This is a genomic window from Paenibacillus sp. RRE4 (genome assembly GCF_031844205.1).
In the GTDB taxonomy this organism is placed as follows: domain Bacteria; phylum Bacillota; class Bacilli; order Paenibacillales; family Paenibacillaceae; genus Paenibacillus; species Paenibacillus xylanexedens_B.
The window spans coordinates 2,423,186-2,444,007 of sequence record NZ_JAUZUT010000001.1; the positions used below are offsets into that span (position 1 = coordinate 2,423,186).

22 protein-coding genes are annotated in these 20,822 nt (G+C 46.8%); 6 read left to right on the forward strand and 16 right to left on the reverse strand.

What is annotated here, in order from left to right; genetic code table 11:
* From Q9R46_RS10895 to Q9R46_RS10925, 7 genes are all read right to left on the reverse strand, one after another.
* Positions 1-762: an SDR family NAD(P)-dependent oxidoreductase gene (locus tag Q9R46_RS10895; RefSeq protein ID WP_145414331.1), complete on the reverse strand. Its 762-nt coding sequence runs from the start codon at positions 760-762 to the stop codon at positions 1-3.
* A 149-nt stretch (positions 763-911) separates the two neighbouring features.
* Positions 912-1,220: a Dabb family protein gene (locus tag Q9R46_RS10900; RefSeq protein ID WP_311280052.1), complete on the reverse strand. Its 309-nt coding sequence runs from the start codon at positions 1,218-1,220 to the stop codon at positions 912-914.
* 195 nt (positions 1,221-1,415) lie between these two features.
* Complete coding sequence (locus Q9R46_RS10905; protein WP_090916418.1) at positions 1,416-1,667, reverse strand: type B 50S ribosomal protein L31; 252 nt, start codon at positions 1,665-1,667, stop codon at positions 1,416-1,418.
* A gap of 143 nt (positions 1,668-1,810) precedes the next feature.
* Entirely contained in the window at positions 1,811-2,077 is a 267-nt protein-coding gene (locus Q9R46_RS10910) for an HPr family phosphocarrier protein (protein WP_311280053.1), read from the reverse strand.
* 206 nt (positions 2,078-2,283) lie between these two features.
* Complete coding sequence (locus Q9R46_RS10915; RefSeq protein WP_260984746.1) at positions 2,284-3,357, reverse strand: NAD(P)-dependent alcohol dehydrogenase; 1,074 nt, start codon at positions 3,355-3,357, stop codon at positions 2,284-2,286.
* A gap of 70 nt (positions 3,358-3,427) precedes the next feature.
* A complete protein-coding gene (locus Q9R46_RS10920) occupies positions 3,428-5,575 on the reverse strand; it encodes an alpha-glucuronidase family glycosyl hydrolase (RefSeq protein WP_311280054.1) in 2,148 nt (715 codons plus the stop codon).
* Positions 5,572-7,752 (reverse strand): glycoside hydrolase family 52 protein, encoded by a 2,181-nt coding sequence (locus tag Q9R46_RS10925; protein WP_311280055.1) that lies wholly within the window; start codon positions 7,750-7,752, stop codon positions 5,572-5,574. The genes Q9R46_RS10920 and Q9R46_RS10925 overlap by 4 nt, the downstream gene beginning before the upstream one ends.
* 222 nt (positions 7,753-7,974) lie before the next feature.
* Here Q9R46_RS10925 and Q9R46_RS10930 point away from each other — a divergent pair, with 222 nt between their 5' ends.
* Positions 7,975-8,886: a helix-turn-helix domain-containing protein gene (locus tag Q9R46_RS10930; protein WP_145331302.1), complete on the forward strand. Its 912-nt coding sequence runs from the start codon at positions 7,975-7,977 to the stop codon at positions 8,884-8,886.
* Between the two features lie 45 nt (positions 8,887-8,931).
* Here the strand turns inward: Q9R46_RS10930 and Q9R46_RS10935 are convergent, their stop codons facing one another.
* Positions 8,932-10,332, reverse strand: coding sequence for an aldehyde dehydrogenase (locus Q9R46_RS10935; RefSeq protein ID WP_311280056.1), 1,401 nt, complete (start codon positions 10,330-10,332; stop codon positions 8,932-8,934).
* Between the two features lie 115 nt (positions 10,333-10,447).
* Positions 10,448-10,750, reverse strand: coding sequence for an ArsR/SmtB family transcription factor (locus Q9R46_RS10940; protein ID WP_311280057.1), 303 nt, complete (start codon positions 10,748-10,750; stop codon positions 10,448-10,450).
* 270 nt (positions 10,751-11,020) lie between these two features.
* Here Q9R46_RS10940 and Q9R46_RS10945 point away from each other — a divergent pair, with 270 nt between their 5' ends.
* The 5 genes from Q9R46_RS10945 to Q9R46_RS10965 all read left to right on the forward strand — a co-directional run bounded on the left by Q9R46_RS10945 (position 11,021) and on the right by Q9R46_RS10965 (position 15,056).
* The gene (locus Q9R46_RS10945; RefSeq protein WP_397386378.1) at positions 11,021-11,707 is read left to right on the forward strand and encodes a GntR family transcriptional regulator; all 687 of its coding nucleotides are present in this window, start codon (positions 11,021-11,023) and stop codon (positions 11,705-11,707) included.
* Between the two features lie 69 nt (positions 11,708-11,776).
* Entirely contained in the window at positions 11,777-12,844 is a 1,068-nt protein-coding gene (uxuA, locus tag Q9R46_RS10950) for a mannonate dehydratase (RefSeq protein ID WP_311280058.1), read from the forward strand.
* Positions 12,841-13,716: an SDR family oxidoreductase gene (locus Q9R46_RS10955; RefSeq protein WP_311280059.1), complete on the forward strand. Its 876-nt coding sequence runs from the start codon at positions 12,841-12,843 to the stop codon at positions 13,714-13,716. Before uxuA ends, Q9R46_RS10955 begins: the two co-directional genes overlap by 4 nt.
* Before the next feature lie 173 nt (positions 13,717-13,889).
* Positions 13,890-14,615, forward strand: coding sequence for a DUF421 domain-containing protein (locus Q9R46_RS10960; RefSeq protein ID WP_311280060.1), 726 nt, complete (start codon positions 13,890-13,892; stop codon positions 14,613-14,615).
* A 69-nt stretch (positions 14,616-14,684) separates the two neighbouring features.
* Positions 14,685-15,056 (forward strand): DUF4363 family protein, encoded by a 372-nt coding sequence (locus Q9R46_RS10965; RefSeq protein ID WP_145331316.1) that lies wholly within the window; start codon positions 14,685-14,687, stop codon positions 15,054-15,056.
* Positions 15,057-15,202: 146 nt separating this feature from the next.
* Here the strand turns inward: Q9R46_RS10965 and Q9R46_RS10970 are convergent, their stop codons facing one another.
* The 7 genes from Q9R46_RS10970 to Q9R46_RS11000 all read right to left on the reverse strand — a co-directional run bounded on the left by Q9R46_RS10970 (position 15,203) and on the right by Q9R46_RS11000 (position 20,737).
* Positions 15,203-15,910, reverse strand: a complete 708-nt coding sequence (locus Q9R46_RS10970) for a M50 family metallopeptidase (protein WP_145331318.1) — start codon at positions 15,908-15,910, stop codon at positions 15,203-15,205.
* 41 nt (positions 15,911-15,951) lie between these two features.
* Complete coding sequence (locus Q9R46_RS10975) at positions 15,952-16,446, reverse strand: hypothetical protein (RefSeq protein ID WP_311280061.1); 495 nt, start codon at positions 16,444-16,446, stop codon at positions 15,952-15,954.
* A gap of 160 nt (positions 16,447-16,606) precedes the next feature.
* Positions 16,607-17,686, reverse strand: coding sequence for a metal ABC transporter substrate-binding protein (locus tag Q9R46_RS10980; protein ID WP_311280062.1), 1,080 nt, complete (start codon positions 17,684-17,686; stop codon positions 16,607-16,609).
* Between the two features lie 23 nt (positions 17,687-17,709).
* Positions 17,710-18,585, reverse strand: a complete 876-nt coding sequence (locus tag Q9R46_RS10985; RefSeq protein ID WP_311280063.1) for a metal ABC transporter permease — start codon at positions 18,583-18,585, stop codon at positions 17,710-17,712.
* Positions 18,531-19,238: a metal ABC transporter ATP-binding protein gene (locus Q9R46_RS10990; RefSeq protein ID WP_311280064.1), complete on the reverse strand. Its 708-nt coding sequence runs from the start codon at positions 19,236-19,238 to the stop codon at positions 18,531-18,533. The genes Q9R46_RS10985 and Q9R46_RS10990 overlap by 55 nt, the downstream gene beginning before the upstream one ends.
* Positions 19,239-19,293: 55 nt before the next feature.
* Entirely contained in the window at positions 19,294-19,443 is a 150-nt protein-coding gene (rpmG, locus tag Q9R46_RS10995) for a 50S ribosomal protein L33 (RefSeq protein ID WP_036613813.1), read from the reverse strand.
* A gap of 82 nt (positions 19,444-19,525) precedes the next feature.
* The gene (locus Q9R46_RS11000) at positions 19,526-20,737 is read right to left on the reverse strand and encodes a GTP-binding protein (protein ID WP_311280065.1); all 1,212 of its coding nucleotides are present in this window, start codon (positions 20,735-20,737) and stop codon (positions 19,526-19,528) included.
* Positions 20,738-20,822: the final 85 nt, after the last annotated feature.

Genomic DNA, 20,822 nt, shown 5'->3' on the forward strand with positions numbered 1-20,822 from the left:
TCAAATGGCTGGCATAACATTGCCACCGCTTACAGGGATATACGCTCCAGTGATATATGAGGACAAATCGGATGCTAAGAAAGCAACGACGTTTGCAATCTCCTGATCTTCTCCCCTGCGTCTCAATGGTACAGATCGAGTATATGCCTCGTCATGTCCTGGTTCGCTTGTTCGATCTCGTTCACTAATCGTCCAACCTGGGGCAACCTGGTTAACCGTAATCTGATATTCGCCGACTTCCTTCGCTAACACACGATATACACCGTCCATCCCGCGTTTTCCTGCGGTATAGGCTGATTGATGGGCAAAATTTTGCATCGCACATTCGGTATTAATCCCAATGAATCGACCGGATCTCATTTCCTGCATCTGCGGAATGAAAGCTTTGGCAAGATATACACTTTGCATGACACATGATTCGAACTGGCTTAAGTAATCCTCGGGTGCCTGCTCCAAAACGGAAGTCCATTCGTATTGAATGACTGCATTTGCAACGACAATATCTACGGTACCCATCGTATTCTGGATCGCATCTCGTATCCGAAACGCGGTATCCTGTTTAGTCAAGTCACCTTGCACGATTACGGTCTGCCGACCCAGTGCTTCAATCTCTTCCTGCAGTTCCTTGGCCTTCATTTCGTTGTTTATGTAATGCAGTACCAGATTCGCGCCGCAAGCTGCGAGTGTACGAGCAATCACTCTTCCCAATTGCCCCGTTGCACCCGTAACTAATGCCGTTTTTCCCGTTAAATCCAATTTCATGACCTGAGTCACCTCCTTATCCGTTCTACCCTAAAACGATTTCGAAAAGTGGATTTTAGAATACTTGTGCCGCATGCATTTTCGGATATCAAGACTTCCTTTGGTTTTTTCTTGATTCTCAGTCCATTTCCAACGTTACTTTGGGGTCTCTATTCACCATTGTGTTTCATAAAATCAATTTCCTGAAAACGGCTGACTTCCTTCTCCCAGCGCTCTGCAACATACTGACGGTGTACGGGATGGTCATTATAAGCGTCATAAGCAGCCTGATCTGCAAACTCCATGGTAAAACCGTAATCAAACTCATTCTTAACACTCACTTGACGTAACACTTGAAAATGTTCAACACCTGGAATTTCCGCAAGCGCTTGCTTACTTTCGTTCAAAAAAACTTCGGACTCCGCTGTATCTTTACCTGCATAAAGTGTAAATGTAACCATATGTGTAATTCTGCTCATCTCTATTTCCTCCTCCACTATGTTCAGACTCTGTACTCTAGTTTACAACTGATTGCGCTGAAAGCGCAATCTTTGGTTGAGATGACGAATGAGTATTCATGCAAGATACTAAGAAAACACACCTAAAAAATAAATCTAAAAAAACAAAAACCCCCGGAATAAAATCCTAGGGGTTTCTCCTCATCTATATGAGAACTAGTTTTTGAGGTTGTATTTGCGGTTGAACTTGTCAACACGTCCACCGATATCCACGTTTCTTTGTTTACCAGTGAAGAACGGGTGGGATGCAGAGCTAGTATCTACACGGATAACAGGATAAGTGTTACCGTCTTCCCATTCCATTGTTTCGTTCGAGAACTTCGTGGAAGAAGCCAGGAATTTGAAGTCAGCACTTGCATCGTAGAAAATAACGAGCTGTGTTTTAGGATGGATGTCAACTTTTGGCATAATCTATTTACACTCCTTTAATATGGGTACTTCCTAGAATCAAACTAAATTTTATTATACTCTTTTTTTGCACGAAGTACCAGCAAGAATTGACGAAAAAACAAAAAAAATATAATTCATGCGAGTGGGCATCTGATCCATCCTTACGACGGGCCTTTTTCCAGTACATGCAACATGTACTCGAGGGCCTCGAGTTCATCCCTTCCTCTAGTCTGTAATCGAACCATACTGCCGTTTCGAAGCGGAAGTAAAGCCATGCCTAGCAGGCTCTTTACATCTACACGATGTTCATGATCAGCCTCCGTATAAGACAATAATATGTCCGATGCAAAACGTGACGCTTGAGAGGATACCGACAATAACTCATCCCGATGAAAATCCGCGTGAATCATAAATTCATGTGTTCTCACAACTTTCAATTCCTTTCGCCAAAAATAAGAGTAACCTGTAATGATGTGTTTTCATTTATATATTAAAATCAACATGAATTATACCATGTGCTGGCAGGTTGTCCATGCCTTTCATGCGGAAAAAACAAAAAAATTACGGATTCTCCCGTTACAATTAAAAAAAGGTCCTGTACACATATGTGTACAGAACCTCACTCCCTTAATGGTCACATACCGTTCGGATAAACCATCACTTTAAGACTACCGCTTTTGTTATGCAGCGCCCGCTCCATTGCCTGTTGCGTCTCTTCAAGGGGGTATCGATCCGAGATCAAAGACATCACATCATGCTGTCCCGAACTTAAAAAGGCAACTCCCGCAGGATACGTATTGGCATAACGGAATATGCCATAGATATCGACTTCATTATCGGCAATAAACGGGACATTGATCGCAATCTCATCCTGTGCAGGCAATCCAACAATGGCCAGCTTACCACCTCTGCGAAGAGAATATAGCGCCGATTGCAGTGCTTTGGGATTACCTGCTGTCTCCCAGGCTGTATCCACCCCAACGCCGTCGGTAATTTCCCGAATCACAGCAAGCGCATCCTCGTGACGAACATTGATGGTGTGCGTTGCTCCCATACGGCGGGCGGCCTCAAGACGAACTTCCTCTAGATCCGTGACAATTATGGTCTCTACTCCGAAGGATTTCGCTGCCGCAACAGCCATCAGTCCGACAGGGCCCATGCCCATAATAGCCAGTGTCGTTCCTGGAGAGAGTTTGCTCCGACGGGCAGCATGAATACCAACAGAAAACGGTTCATTCATGGCTGCTTCCTCAAAGGTCAGATGATCCGGAATTGGAAATACCATATCTTCTCGTATGACCATGTACTGGACAAATGCTCCATCGACCGGAGGGGTTGCCAGGAATTGAACATCAGGACACAGATTGTAACGTCCTTCCTTACAAGCTGTACAGCGGCCGCACGTCACTCCAGGTTCAATGGCAACTCGCTCCCCCACCTTCACCCGGGCAACGTCTGCACCTACCGCGACGATAACCCCTGCACATTCATGACCAAGAATAATCGGTTTCTCCACAACAAATCTGCCAATGCGACCATGCTCAAAATAATGTACATCCGATCCACAAACGCCTACGGCCATTACCTTGATAAGCACTTCATGAGCTGAAGGTCTGGGAACAGGTTGATCCTCAATGATAATATGTCCAGGCTTCGTCATGACGGCGGCCTTCATCGTTACGGGCAGCTCGTGTTCACTCATACGCATTCTCCTCCTTATGCTTGTCGGTGCTGTCTTTCGTTTCAAAGAAAACATTGCGTATTTCGTACATGATCAATTAGTAGATCTTACGCGCTTGCTCATCCTGGATTCCGCTCTTGCGATAAAAATAAGTGTTAATCATATCGCGCCATTCCTTTGCGTGCTCTGCCTGTTCTTCCTGTAGCGCAGCTACCTTGTTAAAGATGACTGGATCCACTTTACCTTCCAGCTCTCTCCATGTTTCGAGCAAAGCTTCAGCCTGCGCAGCACCTTCGAAATGAGTATCGTAGATGTGCTGGATAACCGTTTTACCGGAATGTAACACATGCGTGTACGTGACATGATGGAAAAAGAGAATTAACTCATCGGGACAAGTCTCCAGTGATTCATATCGAGCTGCATTTTCCGCATGATATTGGGAAGTATAACCTGTACCACTCTTCACCGTCCGATCGACCCCAATTCCATGACAGTCGGCAAAGTGATACGTTCCCCATTTGGAATACTCGTAACCATCCACATTAGGTCCGTAATGATGATCCGGATTGACCATCCAGCCCACACCTAGAGGTGCAGTGTAGTTTTCATAGATGTCGAGTGAAGACAGTAACATACCTGTAATCCGCTCCACGACTTGCTCGTCATGTCCAAACGTTAATCTGACCCACTCATCCGCGATGGCTTCTGCCGAGAGCTCAGGATTCCACCCTAGTCTGCCATATCCGTACAGGTTCGCTTGAGCCAGCGGATGTCCTGTCCAACTTGCGTCCGCACCGATGTTGGATACAGCCGCAAATCCACTGTACTGGCGCAGATAGAGCGAACCGTCTGCAATGCGTTTGATCTCCGAGCCTTTACCTTTGGCATACGTGTCAAAATCCAGAATTTCTTTCCACTGTGGCACAAGATAAGCCAGATGACGCTGCTGTCCTGTATATTCCTGCGTAATCTGAAACTCAATCACCTGATTCGTATTCTCCATCGCCCCGAATAAAGGGGATACTGCTTCTCTAACCTGAAAATCCATAGGTCCATTTTTAATCTGCAAAATGACATTGTCCGCAAACCGTCCGTCTAGCGGCTTAAAGTGATCATAGGCCGCGCGAGCCCGGTCTGTAGTACGATCACGCCAGTCCTGCTTGCAGTCATATACGAAGCACCGCCAGATGACAAGTCCGCCATACGGACGAAGTGCCTCGGCAAGCATGTTCGCACCGTCTGCATGGTCACGATTGTATGTGAACGGCCCCGGACGGTTTTCAGAATCGGCCTTGATCACATATCCGCCAAAATCCGGAATCGCAGCGTAAACTTTCGCCGTTTGAATGTTCCACCACTCACGTACCTGATTATCCAGTGGATCAGCTGTCTGCAAGCCACCAACTTCGATTGGACTCGCGTAATTGGCACAAAGAAACAAGCGAATACCATACGCTCTGAATTCAGCCGCTACCTTCGCAACATCACCAAGATATCGTTCTGTCAGAAAAAGACTCTCTAGCTTATGCACATTCACGTTATTAATCGATATCGCATTGATTCCGGTTGAAGCCAGCAATCGGGCGTAATCTCGAATGCGCCCTAAATCCTGCGTAAACTCACCGTTTTCGTAAAAAATAGAACGTCCGGCATATCCTCGCTCAATACTACCGTCCACATTATCCCACTGATTAATCATGCGCAGTTGATTCACGGGTTGCTCTTTAATAAATAAAGGCTTCTCCCCGTCAAGAGCCGAACCGGCTTCTTCTGATTTACCTTGCTTTAATGTCAGTTCACGCAACAAATGAAAAACAGCGTATAAAACACCTTGCGGCGTCTCTGAACCAATAACCAGTTCCTGAAGAGACTCATCTTCACGAATGATAAAACCTTCACCCTGTACAGCGGCACGTTCTGTCTCCGTAAACACACTAGTCACCTGATTGTTCCCTGCCCATGTACCCAATCGGATTGACGGTTTACGTTGTTCGTCTGAATCCGTGCTTTGGGTCTGAGAATGGCGAATGACAGGCTGTTCACCGTATAACTTACCGAGCCCTTGCTTGAGCTCGGTAAGAGCGGTTTCGATGACGAGATGCCGTTCCTGTACATCAATCACTCGGCTCCAGAGAGGAGCTACTGTTCTCGTAAAACTGTTCACTCCTGACAGTGCAGTATGGTAACCTAGCCATGCTTCATATTGCGGGCCGGACAGTCCAGATTGTACGGTAGTTTGACTCATTGTACAGCCTCCTTGCTTGCATAGATCTGTGCAAGACGATTATTTTTGCCTTCAAGCAACCACAGAATAGAAGTTACGCCACGTGGGTAATATTTGCTGCCGACGGCAACACCGGACAAGATCTGGTCACTCCAGCACCAGTAGGATTCCTCCGAATGGAGCAACCATTTTACATGAGCAGCATCCGCTGCTTCCCCAGTCTCATCCCACTCAATACCCAGAATCTCACGTGTGATAAATTGGGACAGGTAGATTTTGCTCAACCAGGAGTTGTTGCTTGTCGAAGACAGCTTCCAGCCGCCATCCTCAAACAGGCATGTTCCGGGAACCAACACCGTTTTCAGATGTGTGTGTAGTGCCTTGATATAAGGTCCGAACCGGCCGTTAACATCCAGTGCTGCTTCACAACCCGTAAAATACGGGAATACCAAGCCTTCAACTGCCGGAATGATACGCGAATTGTTATTTTCCGCAATAACCGCCGGGATGTAACCACCTTCTGTCAATTGAACAGCGACGCTTGCCGCGCAGCGATCAGCTTGTTTTCCTGCCTGATGAGACAGTTCTGCGAGCTTCTCGGCTGCAAACAACTTTTCGAGTGCAACATAAACAGCCCAACATTTACCCGCAAGATAGATATTGTTCCGCGATTGTCCAAGGGATACGTCCAAACTGTCATACGTGGTAATCTCTGCCCCGCCTTGTGTTCGGCTACTATCCAGACCCATTAAGCCATTACGTCGATCTGCTTCAGGATGGTCGCGGTTAAGCATACTTTGGAAGCATTCCTGAATAACCGGCAACATCTCTGTCACAAACTCCCGATCTTGCGTCTGCTCGATATATACCGTTGCGCAACAAAGCCAGTTCACAAGCTCTTCATGGCTCATCTGAGAGAAACAGTCATCGATGCCGACGAGTTCATATGCCGAATGACCCGGACGGGAAAATACATTGGCGATACCAATATCATGTGTAAACGTTATGCCGCCTGGATGCAATTTCTCTTCTCCAGGGAAGCGAACCTGATCCGTATAGCTATAACGCTTCACAAACCACTCCAGCTCATTACGAACAGTCCATGGATTAAGAGCAAGCTCGAAGTACAACTGATCTGCGGTCAGATCCAGCGTATTCATCATCCGATATTCGCCTTCATTCACAATCCAGAGCGGCTCGCCATCTGCATCGAGCAGTTGGGTGCTCGCATAGTAGCTGTGGATGGAATGAGCTAGCATAAAGGACTGATCTTCGCTAAGCGCTGCCGTTCCAAGACGCTGATCTACTTCGGCACAGGATGCAGTCAATGCATCAAAACGATCGAGCGCATACTCACCCGCTTGCAGAATGTCAGCAAAGTAACGTGTGTACAAGTATGTGGTGTCCATACCGGTGGTAACAATTCCGCCCCGATAGAAACATACCGCGAATTGAAACGTGCGTTTCTGACCTGCAGGAACTTCCATCAGCAATACAGAAATAGACCCTAAGCCAAATGCCAGATTGTCCCGATGTTTTTCCTCTAAAATTTTCTCCAGCGTAAATCCGCGTGCAGGCCACAGACCTTCATTTTTGGACACAATAGCTGTCAGACGCCCTTGTCCAACCCCTGTCAATGGTCCTCCCTCTGGTCCACCAATCAAACGCATTGCAGCATACGGATCACTACCCTGATAACCGAAGTACCCTTTACGAGTTTTCTCGCCTTGGCTGTTGTCAATGGTCATCTCGACCAACACTGCGGGTACGAGCGCATCCATCAGCGCTTCACGATCCGCACTGTTCGGATGCGGAACGGGACGTACAGGCGAATAGATACGAAATTTCAGATCCCCTGCATTCCATGTATCCGTCCCTGAAGTAAACTCCCGAGTAATGTCTTCATCCCTAAACGCCGAGATCAGCGGCTTTGCTCCTGCACTGTCAGCTTGACTTCCGCTGTCCAGCTTCTCCACATCATAACGGCTACTCTCATCTTCACTTGCTTCATAAAAAGGCAATGCCTGATAGTGCTCTCCATCACGAGCTTGCAATCCAATATATACGTTTTGGTCAGCCGGCTTCCCGAGTTCAAGCCCCAGCCCACCTTTAGCCCCTTTGTAACCTAGCGTGAAACTGGCAAAAGCACCGATTGGTGCGTGATGCGCATTGTAAAAAATGGAATTGGATGTACTCATTCTTCATAACCTCTCTTGAAATAAGATATGCATACGTTTTCATTAGCCCCATCCTATCACGCAGTACCCGTCCAGACCATGAACAAATCAATCGAATATTTACCCAAATCAAGCTGATGTATGATAAAATATAAAGCGGTTACACTTTTGAAATTTTAGTGAATTCGTTTTAAATATGTACATAACACAGCATAACATGACCCAACATAAGGAGGAATTCAAATGTCTTCCACGTATTTACCTCCCGATCTGGGAGAAAGTGTGCATGAAGTGTTTTACCCAGATGTACAAACCACCGTTAACTTGTTCGCTATTCATCTGCGCAGTGTCGGACCCGATTGGGACTATCCGGCGCACGAGCATCCTCAATATGAGCTCAATTATGTAACAGAGGGTGTGCAGTATATGACCATAAACGGTACTTTATATGTACAAAACGCTGGCGAGCTGCTGCTGATCCCTCCGGGAAGCATCCATTCCAGTCAGAGCCGAAACGGGGAAGGCTTCACCTATTTCTGTATGCATTTTGATATCGATGATCAGCTGTTTCTCTCCCTTCTGGCTCGAATCAAGCAAGTATTATTCACTGCAGACAGCCCGGTTACCCGGCAGATTGAACCGGTGCTGCACAAACTGATGTCCTCTGCCCACGATCAATCCGCGAGTGCTATGGTACAGCGCATGCAGCTGCAATCCGCGGTATTTGAGCTGTTTGGTCACCTGTGGGAGACTGTGTCTCAGGAAGCAGCCCAGACGTTTGCGGGTGGGTACGAACGGATTGAACTGGCGCATCAGATTCGTACTCGGCTCCAGGGACTAATGAGCCAGCAATTCAAACAAGGCGATGAATCAGACACCCACTATGGGATCGATGATATCGCCGCAGAACTCGGCATCAGTACTTCGCATTGCAACCGTGTGTTCAAACAAATATTCGGGCAGTCTCCTCGTACCGTTTTATCTCAAATGGTGCTGCATGAGGCCAAAGTTCTATTAGGCAATCCGCAACTATCTGTACAAAATATCGCAGTGATGCTCGGATATAAGGATATCGCCCATTTTAGCCGTCAATTCAAACGGTGGTCAGGGAAGTCCCCTTCACAATATAGACAGGAACAGCCTGTTCTGGAGTAATGTCCAGCAACAGGCTGTTTTATTTGATGTTTATGTTACATATCGTTATTTCAGCAAACGTTTGATCAGATTCAATTTGTTATTGTAAGGCGGGTACAGCATATGCGGATTAAGCTTGGTACTCTTTTTCAGAACACTTTTCATATGTGAAAAGGTCTCGAAGCTGTACCGCCCATGGTACGAGCCAATACCAGAATGACCTACTCCTCCAAACGGTAGCCGTGGATTGGCCACATGTGTAATCGTATCGTTAATGCATCCTCCGCCAAAAGAAACCTCGTTCAACACTTTATTCTGAACAGCTGGATCGGATGTGAACAGGTACAAGGCTAACGGCTTTGGGCGTTTAACAATATTGCTAATCGCTTCATCTAAATGACCATAACTGATAATCGGCAAAATCGGCCCAAAGATCTCGTCTTCCATCGTAGCTGCATTCCACGATTCCGCGTCAATTAAGGTCGGTTCAATAAAGCGATCTTCTTCATCGAACTTCCCTCCATAGATGACCTGATCCCGATCTCGTTCAATCAGAGCAGTCAAACGTTTAAAGTGTGACTTGTTCACGATGCGCCCATAGTCCTTGTTGCGCTGAATATCCGTTCCAAAGAAGTTTACAATCGTCGCTTTCATCGCATCAATTAAAGGTTTTTTTACACGCTCATGAACAAGCAGGTAATCCGGGGCGATACAAGTCTGTCCCGTGTTGAGCAATTTGCCCCAAATGATCCGCTCGGCTGCTACTTGAATGTCTGCCTGCTCATCCACGATAACAGGACTTTTCCCGCCTAGTTCGAGTGTGACGGGGACAAGGTTTTTCGCTGCAGCCTCCATCACGATTTTACCAACGGGTACACTGCCTGTAAAAAAGATATAGTCAAACGACGCATGGATAAGCGCTGTCGTTGTGTCTTTGGCTCCTTCGACCACTTGCACATATTCCGGCTCAAATACTTCACCAATCAATTTCTTCACGACAGCCGATACAGCCGGTGTGTTCTCTGATGCTTTGAGCACCGCTGTGTTGCCTGCGGCAATCGCACCAACCAGAGGTTCAATAAGGAGCTGAAAAGGATAATTAAAAGGCCCAATAATGAGCACCGCACCATACGGTTCAGGCAAGATGTAACTTTTGGAGCCAATAAGCGCCACTTGAGTTCTAACCTTAACAGGCTTTACCCACTTTTTGATTTTACGCATCGTGTGTGTGATGCTGTCGAGCATAAATCCAATCTCTGTCGTATAGGATTCAAATTCGCTTTTGCCCAAATCTTGATATAATGCCTGTGTTAGCTCGGTTTCATATTTCTGAATAGCCTGCTTGAGTCGGCTCAGCCGTTCTATTCGCATACCGGCCTGGCGCGTAGCACCTGAACGAAAAAATGTACGTTGCCTTTCAAGGATCACCTGTACTTCCTCATGGCTCAATTCCTGAAACGTAGTCATAACAGTCATCCTCCTTCGTTGAATGTATTATTGATGAAAGGTTTAAACTGACGAACATATAAGATACATGCCTTGGCATGTTAGCTGTTTCCTTGATACTACTCAGACACTTATTTTAAAGGCATTCCTCTTCAAGCGCAGCGACAAGCTGTTTCAGCAAATCGACGGAAGCATGCAGCGAAGCGGAATAATAACGCTGTGTTCCTTTCTGTTCCACGGATATGAGCCCTTTCTCCAGTAGCAGCTTCAAATGATGGGATATCGCTGGACGGGATAGGTTGGACTGCTCCGTAATCTCATTCACGGTCATTTGCCCTTTCTCACTCAACATAAGCACAATGGACTGACGATGGTTGTCGCTCAGAACTTGAAACAGCGGGATACATGTTTGAAAAATGGTTATGGCCTTCTGCCCCATATTTACACCTCAATTATCATTCTGCATTCTACATATTAACTATCATTCTACGAAATTCATGGTTATTACTTTTATTCGTTTAAACATTTCAACTTATAAGTTGAATTGTACTTCCTTACATCTCAAATTTCAAGAAAAACAGCTCAGAACAACAATCTTTTATAAATAAAACGCTTCCACTCTGCCATACTTGTATGGTAGTATGGCAATGAAGGAGTTGAAGTTGTGGAGCATACCCCCAGATTATCATCCAAAGCCGGTTTATCGCCCTTGTCAGGCCACCTCTCGGCGTTGAACAAGCAATCCTACTCGACGCGAGATTTGGTCTATGACACGCTGAAACAACAGATTTTGAGTCTGCAGTTACCTCCGGGTACGGCCATTTCGGAGAAAGAAATCGCTCTGGACTTTCAGGTTAGCCGGACTCCTGTGCGCGAAAGTTTTGTCCGACTCGCTCAGGAAGGTCTGCTGGAAGTGTATCCCCAGCGCGGAACGTATGTCTCTCTGATTCAATTGGATCTCGTCGAAGAAGCCCGATTTATGCGCGAGCAGCTTGAGCGAGCTGTCATCCGTCTAGCTTGTGCACAATTTCCTGAAGAGCAGATGTCGGCCCTCGAACAAAATCTTGCAGAGCAGCAGCAATGCCTGACCGAACCGGATGATGAACGCATGTTTCAACTGGATGAGGAGTTCCATAGCACTCTTTTTGCTGGCTGCAACAAAAGCAAAACCTGGACGGTGATTCAGCAGATGAATGTGCATTTGAATCGAAGCCGGATGCTCCGTCTGTCTTCCGATCATCATTGGGATCACTTAATCGAGCAACACCGCTCCATGGTTCAGGCGATTCAGCGGCATGATGCAGAGAAAGCAGAGCTTCTGATGCAGGAACATCTGTATCTGACAGTGACGGATCTGGCTGTTCTGCGGAGTACATATCCTTCCTATTTCCAATAAGTAAAGAATTTCTGCTTGCACATCGTAATACATGTTGTTTCTTCCACTAATGAGGATGAGGTGAATGAGATGAAGATGGTTTTTCGTTGGTTTGGCGAAGGTAATGATACGGTATCGCTGGATCAGATCCGGCAAATTCCGGGCGTCGAAGGCATTGTATGGGCACTACATGATGTTCCTGCAGGCGAAGAATGGCCGATGGACAAAATACTTGCCGTAAAGACAGCTGCGGACCAAGCCGGACTACATCTGGATGTCGTAGAAAGTGTTAATATTCATGAAGATATCAAGCTTGGACTGCCTTCACGGGATAAATATATTAGCAACTACATTAAAACCATGGAGAAACTAGCCCAAGTGGGTGTCAAAGTGATCTGTTATAATTTTATGCCGATCTTCGACTGGCTACGTACGGATCTGCACAAAGAAATGGAGGACGGATCAACAGCCCTCTTCTATGAAGCTAGTAAAATTGAAAACATTGAACCTCTGGAACTGGTTCGCAAAATCAATGAAAACTCCACCCTCACGATGCCAGGCTGGGAACCGGAACGTCTGCAGTATCTGACAGGTCTATTCGAAGCCTATAAAGATGTGACCGAGGAAGATGTGTGGGAGAACGCACGTTACTTCCTGCAGGAGATCATCCCTACCGCCGAGCGGCTTGGCATTCGAATGGCGATTCATCCCGATGATCCGCCATGGCCGATCTTTGGTCTGCCTAAAATTATAATTAATCAAGGCAATGTTCGCAGATACCTGAATCTATACGATAGTCCGGCGAATAGTGTAACGCTGTGTAGCGGATCTCTCGGGGCCAATCCAGACAACGATATCATCGGTATGATTCATGAGTTCAGTGATCGGATTCCGTTTGCTCACATCCGAAATGTGAAGGTCTATGAGAATGGTGACTTTATCGAAACCTCTCACCGCAGTCAGGACGGAAGCGTAGATATCGCGGGTGTTGTGGAAGCCTATCACGATATTGGTTTTGAAGGATACGCCAGACCAGACCACGGTCGACATCTGTGGGGAGAAGAATGCAGACCAGGCTACGGGCTGTATGATCGCGCACTCGGAATTATGTATCTCTGGGGTGTCTGGGATTCACTTCAAAGGAGGGCAAACGCATGAGCGAACACAATTCGAACCTGAATCTGGATCGTACTTCTCGCCTTGAAGGCAAAACAGCCGTGATTACCGGAGGAGCAGGCGTACTATGCCGCTCTATGGCTGAAGAACTTGCCAGACACGGTGCCAAGGTGGCTATTCTCAACCGGACGGTAGCCAAAGGCCAAGACGTTGCATCTGCGATCGAAAACGCGGGAGGCCGTGCCATTGCCGTTGCATGTGACGTTACCCAGGCAGAAAGTGTACAGGCAGCAGCGGATATTGTACGAGAACAACTCGGCCCTTGTGACATCCTGATTAACGGTGCTGGAGGTAATAACGCTAGCGCGAATACAACAAATGAAATTTTTAAACCGGAGGATTTGGGTAATCCTGATGTAACCACGTTTTTTGATGTAAGTGTTGCAGGGTTTCGACAGGTCATGGATCTGAACTTTGTTGGCTCCCTCATCCCTACTCAAATTTTTGCCAAACACATGATTGAGCGCGATGTACCTGCTACGGTCATCAATATATCGTCCATGAGCGCCCCATCTCCCATGACCAAAGTGCCTGCGTATAGTGCCGCCAAGGCGGCTATTAACAATTTTACACAATGGCTTGCTGTGCATCTGGCAGAGTCGGGGATTCGGGTCAATGCGATTGCTCCAGGCTTCTTCCTGACCGAGCAGAACCGCAACTTGCTCTTGAAGCCAGACGGCTCACCAACGGAGCGTTCCAGCAAAATTATTGCGCATACCCCGATGCGCCGTTTTGGTAAACCGGAGGATCTGCTCGGTACGTTAATGTGGCTGGCAGATGAACAGCAGTCCGGCTTTGTAACGGGAATTGTTGTCCCTGTAGACGGTGGATTCATGGCCTATTCCGGCGTGTAGCCTTCTTTTTGGACACTTCGATTGCCTGGAACAGATTCACAATCCAACCGAACCTCGTGATATGCTCACGGGCTTCGGTTTTTTTGACGTTGATTTGACCCTCAGGTGATAAGGAATAAATTGCATCGTTGTGGGCAAGGATTGTGGGTGTAAAGGGTGGTGATGCATATATAATGGAGGAAACTACGGTCGTTGCTGTGCGAGCGATTATCGCTTTTCTCACCTTAATTGTCTATACGAGGGTTCTGGGAAAACAACAAATGGGCAACCTGACCTATTTTGATTACATTAACGGCATTACGATTGGCTCCATTGCCGGTACGTTCGCCACGGATTTGTCATCCAAAGCGTGGATTCATTTTGTAGCGTTAACCATCTTCACTCTGATTACCATCATTTTTCAATACATTACGCTAAAAAGCCGAGCCTTCTCTCAAATTATGGACTCCGATCCCACCCTGGTCATTCAGAATGGTAAAATTCTGGAGCAAAATCTGAATCAAATGCGCGTGAAGTTCGATGAACTCACGATGATGCTACGGCAAAAGGATGTATTTGACCTGACCACGGTCGATTATGGCATTTTAGAGCCGGATGGCACCTTATCCATTGCTTTGAAACCGGAGAATCAGCCCGTAACCGCAAAGGATATGCACATGCACCCACCATCCCGGAAACTCATGACCGAGCTTATTATCGACGGTGTATTAATGAAAGAAAAACTGACGGAACGGAATAAGAACAGCAGCTGGTTAACCGAACAATTGAAAAAACAAAACCTGACGATTCAGGAGATTGCATTTGCTGCCATTTTACCGAATGACAAGTTATATATCGATTTGTATAAGGATCGGTTATCAGACAAGACCAGCACAGATGAGGAAAAAAACCGTAACTGATCTGAATGAATCTAATAGATCTGAACGCATAAAAACAATCTGACCAAACTTGTCCCGGGAGGCTCGGAAATGAAAAAGCATAAATGGCTACTCTATACGATCCCCATTATCATGCTTTTGCTGTTCATCGCGATCATGATTAGCGGCCCTTGGCTTAAAAAACCTTTTGGCACGCAAGATCGGTTACTGGAATCTATCCAACTTCTGCAAAAGCAGGTTCAGGATCAACAGTGGACACAAGCCAAAGATCAGGTGGAGTATGCCATGCAAGCTTGGCATCGGATCGTCAACCGCATTCAATTCAGTGTGGAGCGTGAAAGTATTTACGATATTCTGGGCGCACTGGCACGCATCCAGGGTGGCATTGCTGCGCAAGATGATCAAGCGATTATGGAGGAAATTTATTATTTTTACGCGTTATGGGATAACCTTGGGGACTAACACTACGCACTATCCAAAGAGCGTTGCTACTAACTAGCAAATTATGCTGAGCGGTACAAAACAAAAAAAATATAAAACACCTCCTTTTTAAAAAAGGAAGTGTTCTTTGTTCATCCTTCGGACTTTCGCCCTATCTACATTACGTACTATGCTCTGTTTAATCCACGGGATTTGGACTTCGTGGCACTTGCCGTACCTTCTTTGCGGAAGAAAAGTGCAAGAGCTCCCTTTGCACACCATAGCGCAAACAATGCAAACAGCGTACCCCAGAACAGCGCTGGCATGAACGTCTGTTGCGCCAGATTGGCCGCATCTCCGGCCTGAGATGGACGGGTCCAAGATGCCCAACCGATATACATCGCACTAACGACGGACTCTTCGAGTGTAATAAAGGCCAGTAGCAGATAGTAGTACTTAGCGATTTTCACACCAAAAATCATAATCACTACATTCAACGCGATAAACCCGGTCAACCACAACATTCCGAATTCGCCTCTGACATATAACACCAGCGACACAAGTGCCACAGCCGTCATCATTCCCAATCCCCACATGTGCCGCCCTTTGCGGTACAAATAAAAGAGCAGCCATGCAAAAAGCGATGCACCAATGTATCCTGCCAGCGAAACAAATATCGCTCTCCCCGATGTCAGCATAGATGAATACGTGACACCGCTATGATCCGCGTATAATTCAATGCGTAACACTTTACCGGACAAAACCAGTGTCATCAGCGCATGAGCGAATTCATGTATCATTGTATCCAGATTACGGAACAAGGACGAGAACGGGATAAATCGGGTCAGAAATACAGAGGCCATTAGAAAAAGAATCGTTTTGAGCCACTTGTTCAATCTGTTCAGACCTCCTTGCCTTCAACTAGCGAGCCTATCCATTATAGTACGTCAGGCTTCCCTGCTTCGTTTCGTCTTTTGAAGTCAAGTGCGCATCGCTCCATCCACCAGCAAAAGCTGCGATTGTGCCCAATGAAAAAAGAAGATAGATCATATCGACCACGCCCTTTCTCAAAAGTCACCAAAAGTCGATTTCGCATCCGCAGAATGGCATCGTTCACGAACTGTTCGGCGGCTTTGCTGTGGATAAGCGTTACATACGCATATAGTGAATGATCAACAGGTTCATCCAGCGGACTAACACCGGCACACGAAAACTCGGTCTGTACCCCTGCTTCATGGAGCAGACTCAGGGAGCGAACCAGCTCTACGTCGACCTCTACCCCATTCCATATCACCGTCCGTTTGGGTAACACGGTTCGTTTGTCCCGTTCGGTCCACTGCAACAGTTCCTGTTTCCGTCTTCTCCACAGATGTACAGGCTGTTCACTGAGTAGCACTTCCTGTTCCTCAAATTCTTCATATACGTTCATCATGTTCCTCCCGGTCTGCATATCCAATCGTCTTAAACGAAAAAGAGCACATCACTGTGCTCTCTGCTTCGCAAAAGGCAAAGGAATAGGTCACGTTCATTCCTCAGCACGTTGTTATATTGTACCTTTTTCGGTGAAAAGCATCAAATGCTCATTAAAGTTCCTATTCGTTCAATGCCAGCTTCAGCGCTTCCAGATTCTCTCTCATCACGCTAATGTAGTCCTTGCCTGACTTAACCTCATCCTCGGTCAGACCTTCGATGGGATTCAACACAGCCGTCTTGGCTCCAATCTCCTTAGCAATGGTTTCCGATACTTTGGATGAAACGAGAGTTTCGAAAAAGATTGTTTTCACCTTGTGTTCCTTGGCAAAATCAATGACAGTTGCCATCTGAGCTGCGGATGGTTCCTGTTCAGGAGACAACCCGGCAATCGGAACCTGCTGCAAGCCATATTCCGCTGCCAGATATGCAAAAGCCGCGTGTTGTGTAATAAAGTCCTTCCGTTTGCTGTCCTTTACAGCCGCTTTGAAGTCCTGATCCAGTGATTCCAGCTTGGCAATGTATGCATCGGCGTTTTGCTTGAACTGGTCTGCATGCTGAGGGGCCGCTTTGGCAAGTCCAGCTTCAATGTTACGTACTTCCTTTATAGCGAGCGCTGGTGAAAGCCACACATGAGGATCAAGCCCGCCATGGTCATGGTCATGCTCTTCACCTGCTGCGGCGTCATGGTCATGCTCGGGAGCATCCTTCGCAGAAGCATCATCCGCGTGATCATGCTCTTCCGTGGTTGTTGCTTTGTCCGCGTGATCGTGGTCATGCTCTTCTTCTTCCCCACCCTCGTGGAGCGTAATCCCTTGACTGGCTTCCACCTGTACAAGTTTGCTATTGCTTAGGCTGTCTTTGACCTGATCCATCCAGGACTCCATTCCTGCACCGTTGTAGACGAGAACATCTGCTTTTTCAATGCTGGCGATGTCCTGAGGTGTTGGTTCCCAATCATGCGGCTCCATAGCCGGCGGAATAAGAGTATGTACATCAGCCAGATCACCCGCTACATTTTTCGTAAAATCATACATCGGATAAAAACTTACCTCTATATTTAATTTTTGCTCCGAAGCCGCTGGAGTGCTAGATGCTACAGCTTGATCCGGATTGGAGGTTGTTGTTTTCTGGCCGCAACCTGTTGCAACAAGTGCCAAACTGAAGATAATTCCCAGCGCTGAAGTTTTGCCCAATTTCATAGTCTGAATTCCCCATTTCATCTTTATGTGTTGCTTTTGGAATGAATATATAATGTTGCTGTCTGTTGCTTGACGGCGCGATGACGTTTACGATTGTATAGTGAAATCAGCTTTTGGGCTGATATTCCAGTCAACAGGAAAAATAGCAGAATGAGTGCAATGGTTCCTCCCGGCGGTGTATTCCACTCGTATGAGGCGGTCAAACCGCTGAAAATACCCGTCAGACCTGTAATGACAGCAATAATGACCGCTGCGGCAAAACTGCGTGCAACCTTCAAAGCTAATGCTGCCGGCAATACAATAAGTGCAGATACGAGTAGCACACCGACAATCGGCATCGCAGAGGCCACTGTCATTCCGGTTAGTATCGCAAAGGCAAATGATAAACCTTTCACCTGTACGCCTCCAATGGAGGCCGTCTCTTCATCAAATGTCAAATTATACAACGGTCTTCGCAAAACGAAAAAAAAGGTCAATCCAATCAAACATACTCCTGCCATCATCCACAGCTGGATATTACTAACCGCGACAATGGAACCAAACAGATAAGAACTGAAGGTTTTGGAAAGATTCATTCTCAGACTCATTAACACAACAGCCAATGCCAGACCCGATGTCATAATGATCGCAACCGGCACCTCACTGTACGTACGATAGCTTCGCCGTAGCTGTTCAACCAGCAGAGCACCAATTATCGCAACAGCGAAACCGCTTAGAACCGGGTTCAGGTTCATAATGGAACCCAAGGCGACTCCTGCGAGTGAAACGTGAGAAAGTGTATCAGCCATCAGTACCTGCCGTCTGAGCATCAGATATACACCCAGAATGGGTGCAATAATTCCGATTAGTCCTCCAGCCCAGAAAGCACGTTGCATGAATTCGTACTCAAACACTGCCATTCCTCACTTTCTTGTCGCTCCAAGGTGATCGTTCGATCCAGCCGGTTACCCACTTCTTCGAGACCGTGTGTAACCATGATGATCGTGAGACCATGAACATCCGCGTAGTGACGCATCAATTCATAGAACCCTTCTCTGCTGCGCCGATCCATCCCGGTGGTGGGTTCATCCAGCACAAGCACTTGCGGCTGTCCAGCCAGGGCTCGTGCGATACAGATTCGCTGCTTCTGTCCGCCCGAAAGCTCTCCTACGCGTGCGTTGCGGTATTCCCACATGCCGACCTCACGCAGGCTTCGTTCAACAATCGCTTCTTTGTCCGGAGTAAATCTCCGAAAAAGACCTAGCTTGTGATAACAACCGGATCGTACCAATTCGAGTACCGTGCTGGGAAAACCACTATTAAACGAGGCTACTTGCTGAGGTACGTAACCAATCTCCAGCTTTTTGCCTCGGAGCTGCTCTGTATTCATATGTACCGAACCGCTCCAGGGCTTCAAGAGCCCCAGAAGCAGTTTCAGCATGGTTGTCTTCGCAGAGCCATTCGGCCCCGTGATGCCCACAAATTCGCCCACATGAATATCCAGCGACAGCTGATCAATGACAGGCTCTTTGCCATATCCAAAAACGACATCACGCATGGAAGATAAAATCATGGATTAACCTCTTTCCATTTTCGTAAATATTACGATTTAAAAAAACCAAAATTTTTTAACGTGTTTCCCGGTGAATCGTCATCTTTTTCAAACGAGGTGAATACTTTTTCATCTCCAGACGTTCTGGGTGGTTACGCTTGTTCTTCGTTGTTGTATAGTTGCGATCTCCGCACTCCGTGCAGGCTAAAGTTACAATGACTCTCATAGTGTTGCCTCCTTTTATTTATTCGTAATTATTACTATTTAATGATACTAGCCTATGCCTTTTCTTTTGTCAACTTTTTCTCTTAGTTCCACTGTGGAAAAGGATCTTTCAGCTCACGCCAGTTCATCTGCATCTCTTCGTCTGTAAGCAATGTCTCGTCCAATGTCCGTTCAATGGCTGCACGATCCATATCGATCCCGATAAACACCAGCTTGGTTACCCGGTCGCCCCACTCTTCATCCCAATTCGGAATAGCTGGAAGTGTGTCGCCAAAATGCAGATGCCGCTCTTCCTCACTCATCGCCCCTACCCATATTCCTGCGGGTGCAAGCTGTTTGGAAGTACCCGCATGGCTAAATGAAATGGCCATATGGTTACGAGTAGCCATCCACATCAACCCTTTGGAACGAACGATACTGTCCGGCCACTTGGCAATCCAGCGCAGCAGGCGTTCGGGATGGAATGGACGTTTGCGGTGGTATACAAACGAATGAATACCGTATTCCTCGGTTTCAGGCGTATGCTCCTCTTTCATTAATTCGCGGATCCAGCCCGCGGACTGGCTTGCTTTCTCAAAATCGAACCGTCCGGTATTCAATATTTCTCTCGGGTCAATCTGCCCATGCGTCGTGCGAACCAACTTGGCCTCTGGCTGCATCGCATGCAGTGCTTTTTCCAGCTTGGATAACTCTTCTTCGGACACCAGATCACATTTGTTCAGCACAAGAACGTCGCAAAATTCAACCTGGTCGGTCAGCAAATGCACAATGCCCCGCACGTCATCTTCTCCGGCTTCCTGTCCGCGATCTTTAAGCGTCTCTTTCGAATAGAAGTCACGCCAGAACTGAGCGGCATCCACCACCGTTACCATCGTATCCAGACGAGTGAATTGGGTTAGATCGATACCAAGTTCCTCATCAATGTACGTAAATGTCTGCGCCACAGGAACCGGTTCACCAATGCCCGTGGATTCAATCAATATGTAATCGAACGAGCCATCCAGCGCAAGCCGCTCCACCTCTTTTAACAAATCTTCACGAAGTGTGCAGCAGATACACCCGTTTGACATCTCCACGAGCTTCTCATCAATCCGTGATAAACCGCCTCCGTCCCGAATCAACCCTGCATCAATATTGACTTCACTCAGATCATTTACGATGACGGCAACACGCATGCCCTCCCGATTATGTAACACGTGGTTTAGCAATGTCGTCTTACCCGCTCCAAGATAACCGCTAAGAACCGTAACTGGCACTCGATTTTGAATATGTTGATGTTTTTCTGATACTGGCATTATTGGTTCCTCCACTTCTTATAGGTGAATTTAAGTGATCCATCAGAGCTTTCGGGATATTTGGATGGAAAATAGAGATGATGGC

Coding starts and splice junctions, on each gene's coding strand:
- Q9R46_RS10895 (WP_145414331.1), bottom strand. CDS start 762: ATGAAATTGGATTTAACGGGAAAAACGGCATTAGTTACGGGTGCAACG.
- Q9R46_RS10935 (WP_311280056.1), bottom strand. CDS start 10,332: ATGACTACGTTTCAGGAATTGAGCCATGAGGAAGTACAGGTGATCCTT.
- Q9R46_RS10905 (WP_090916418.1), bottom strand. CDS start 1,667: ATGCCAAAAGTTGACATCCATCCTAAAACACAGCTCGTTATTTTCTAC.
- Q9R46_RS10985 (WP_311280063.1), bottom strand. CDS start 18,585: ATGGCAGTGTTTGAGTACGAATTCATGCAACGTGCTTTCTGGGCTGGA.
- Q9R46_RS10980 (WP_311280062.1), bottom strand. CDS start 17,686: ATGAAATTGGGCAAAACTTCAGCGCTGGGAATTATCTTCAGTTTGGCA.
- Q9R46_RS10915 (WP_260984746.1), bottom strand. CDS start 3,357: ATGCGTATGAGTGAACACGAGCTGCCCGTAACGATGAAGGCCGCCGTC.
- Q9R46_RS10900 (WP_311280052.1), bottom strand. CDS start 1,220: ATGAGCAGAATTACACATATGGTTACATTTACACTTTATGCAGGTAAA.
- Q9R46_RS10975 (WP_311280061.1), bottom strand. CDS start 16,446: ATGATGAACGTATATGAAGAATTTGAGGAACAGGAAGTGCTACTCAGT.
- Q9R46_RS10955 (WP_311280059.1), top strand. CDS start 12,841: ATGAGCGAACACAATTCGAACCTGAATCTGGATCGTACTTCTCGCCTT.
- Q9R46_RS10965 (WP_145331316.1), top strand. CDS start 14,685: ATGAAAAAGCATAAATGGCTACTCTATACGATCCCCATTATCATGCTT.
- uxuA (WP_311280058.1), top strand. CDS start 11,777: ATGAAGATGGTTTTTCGTTGGTTTGGCGAAGGTAATGATACGGTATCG.
- Q9R46_RS10925 (WP_311280055.1), bottom strand. CDS start 7,752: ATGAGTACATCCAATTCCATTTTTTACAATGCGCATCACGCACCAATC.
- Q9R46_RS10920 (WP_311280054.1), bottom strand. CDS start 5,575: ATGAGTCAAACTACCGTACAATCTGGACTGTCCGGCCCGCAATATGAA.
- Q9R46_RS10990 (WP_311280064.1), bottom strand. CDS start 19,238: ATGATTTTATCTTCCATGCGTGATGTCGTTTTTGGATATGGCAAAGAG.
- Q9R46_RS10940 (WP_311280057.1), bottom strand. CDS start 10,750: ATGGGGCAGAAGGCCATAACCATTTTTCAAACATGTATCCCGCTGTTT.
- Q9R46_RS10960 (WP_311280060.1), top strand. CDS start 13,890: ATGGAGGAAACTACGGTCGTTGCTGTGCGAGCGATTATCGCTTTTCTC.
- Q9R46_RS11000 (WP_311280065.1), bottom strand. CDS start 20,737: ATGCCAGTATCAGAAAAACATCAACATATTCAAAATCGAGTGCCAGTT.
- rpmG (WP_036613813.1), bottom strand. CDS start 19,443: ATGAGAGTCATTGTAACTTTAGCCTGCACGGAGTGCGGAGATCGCAAC.
- Q9R46_RS10930 (WP_145331302.1), top strand. CDS start 7,975: ATGTCTTCCACGTATTTACCTCCCGATCTGGGAGAAAGTGTGCATGAA.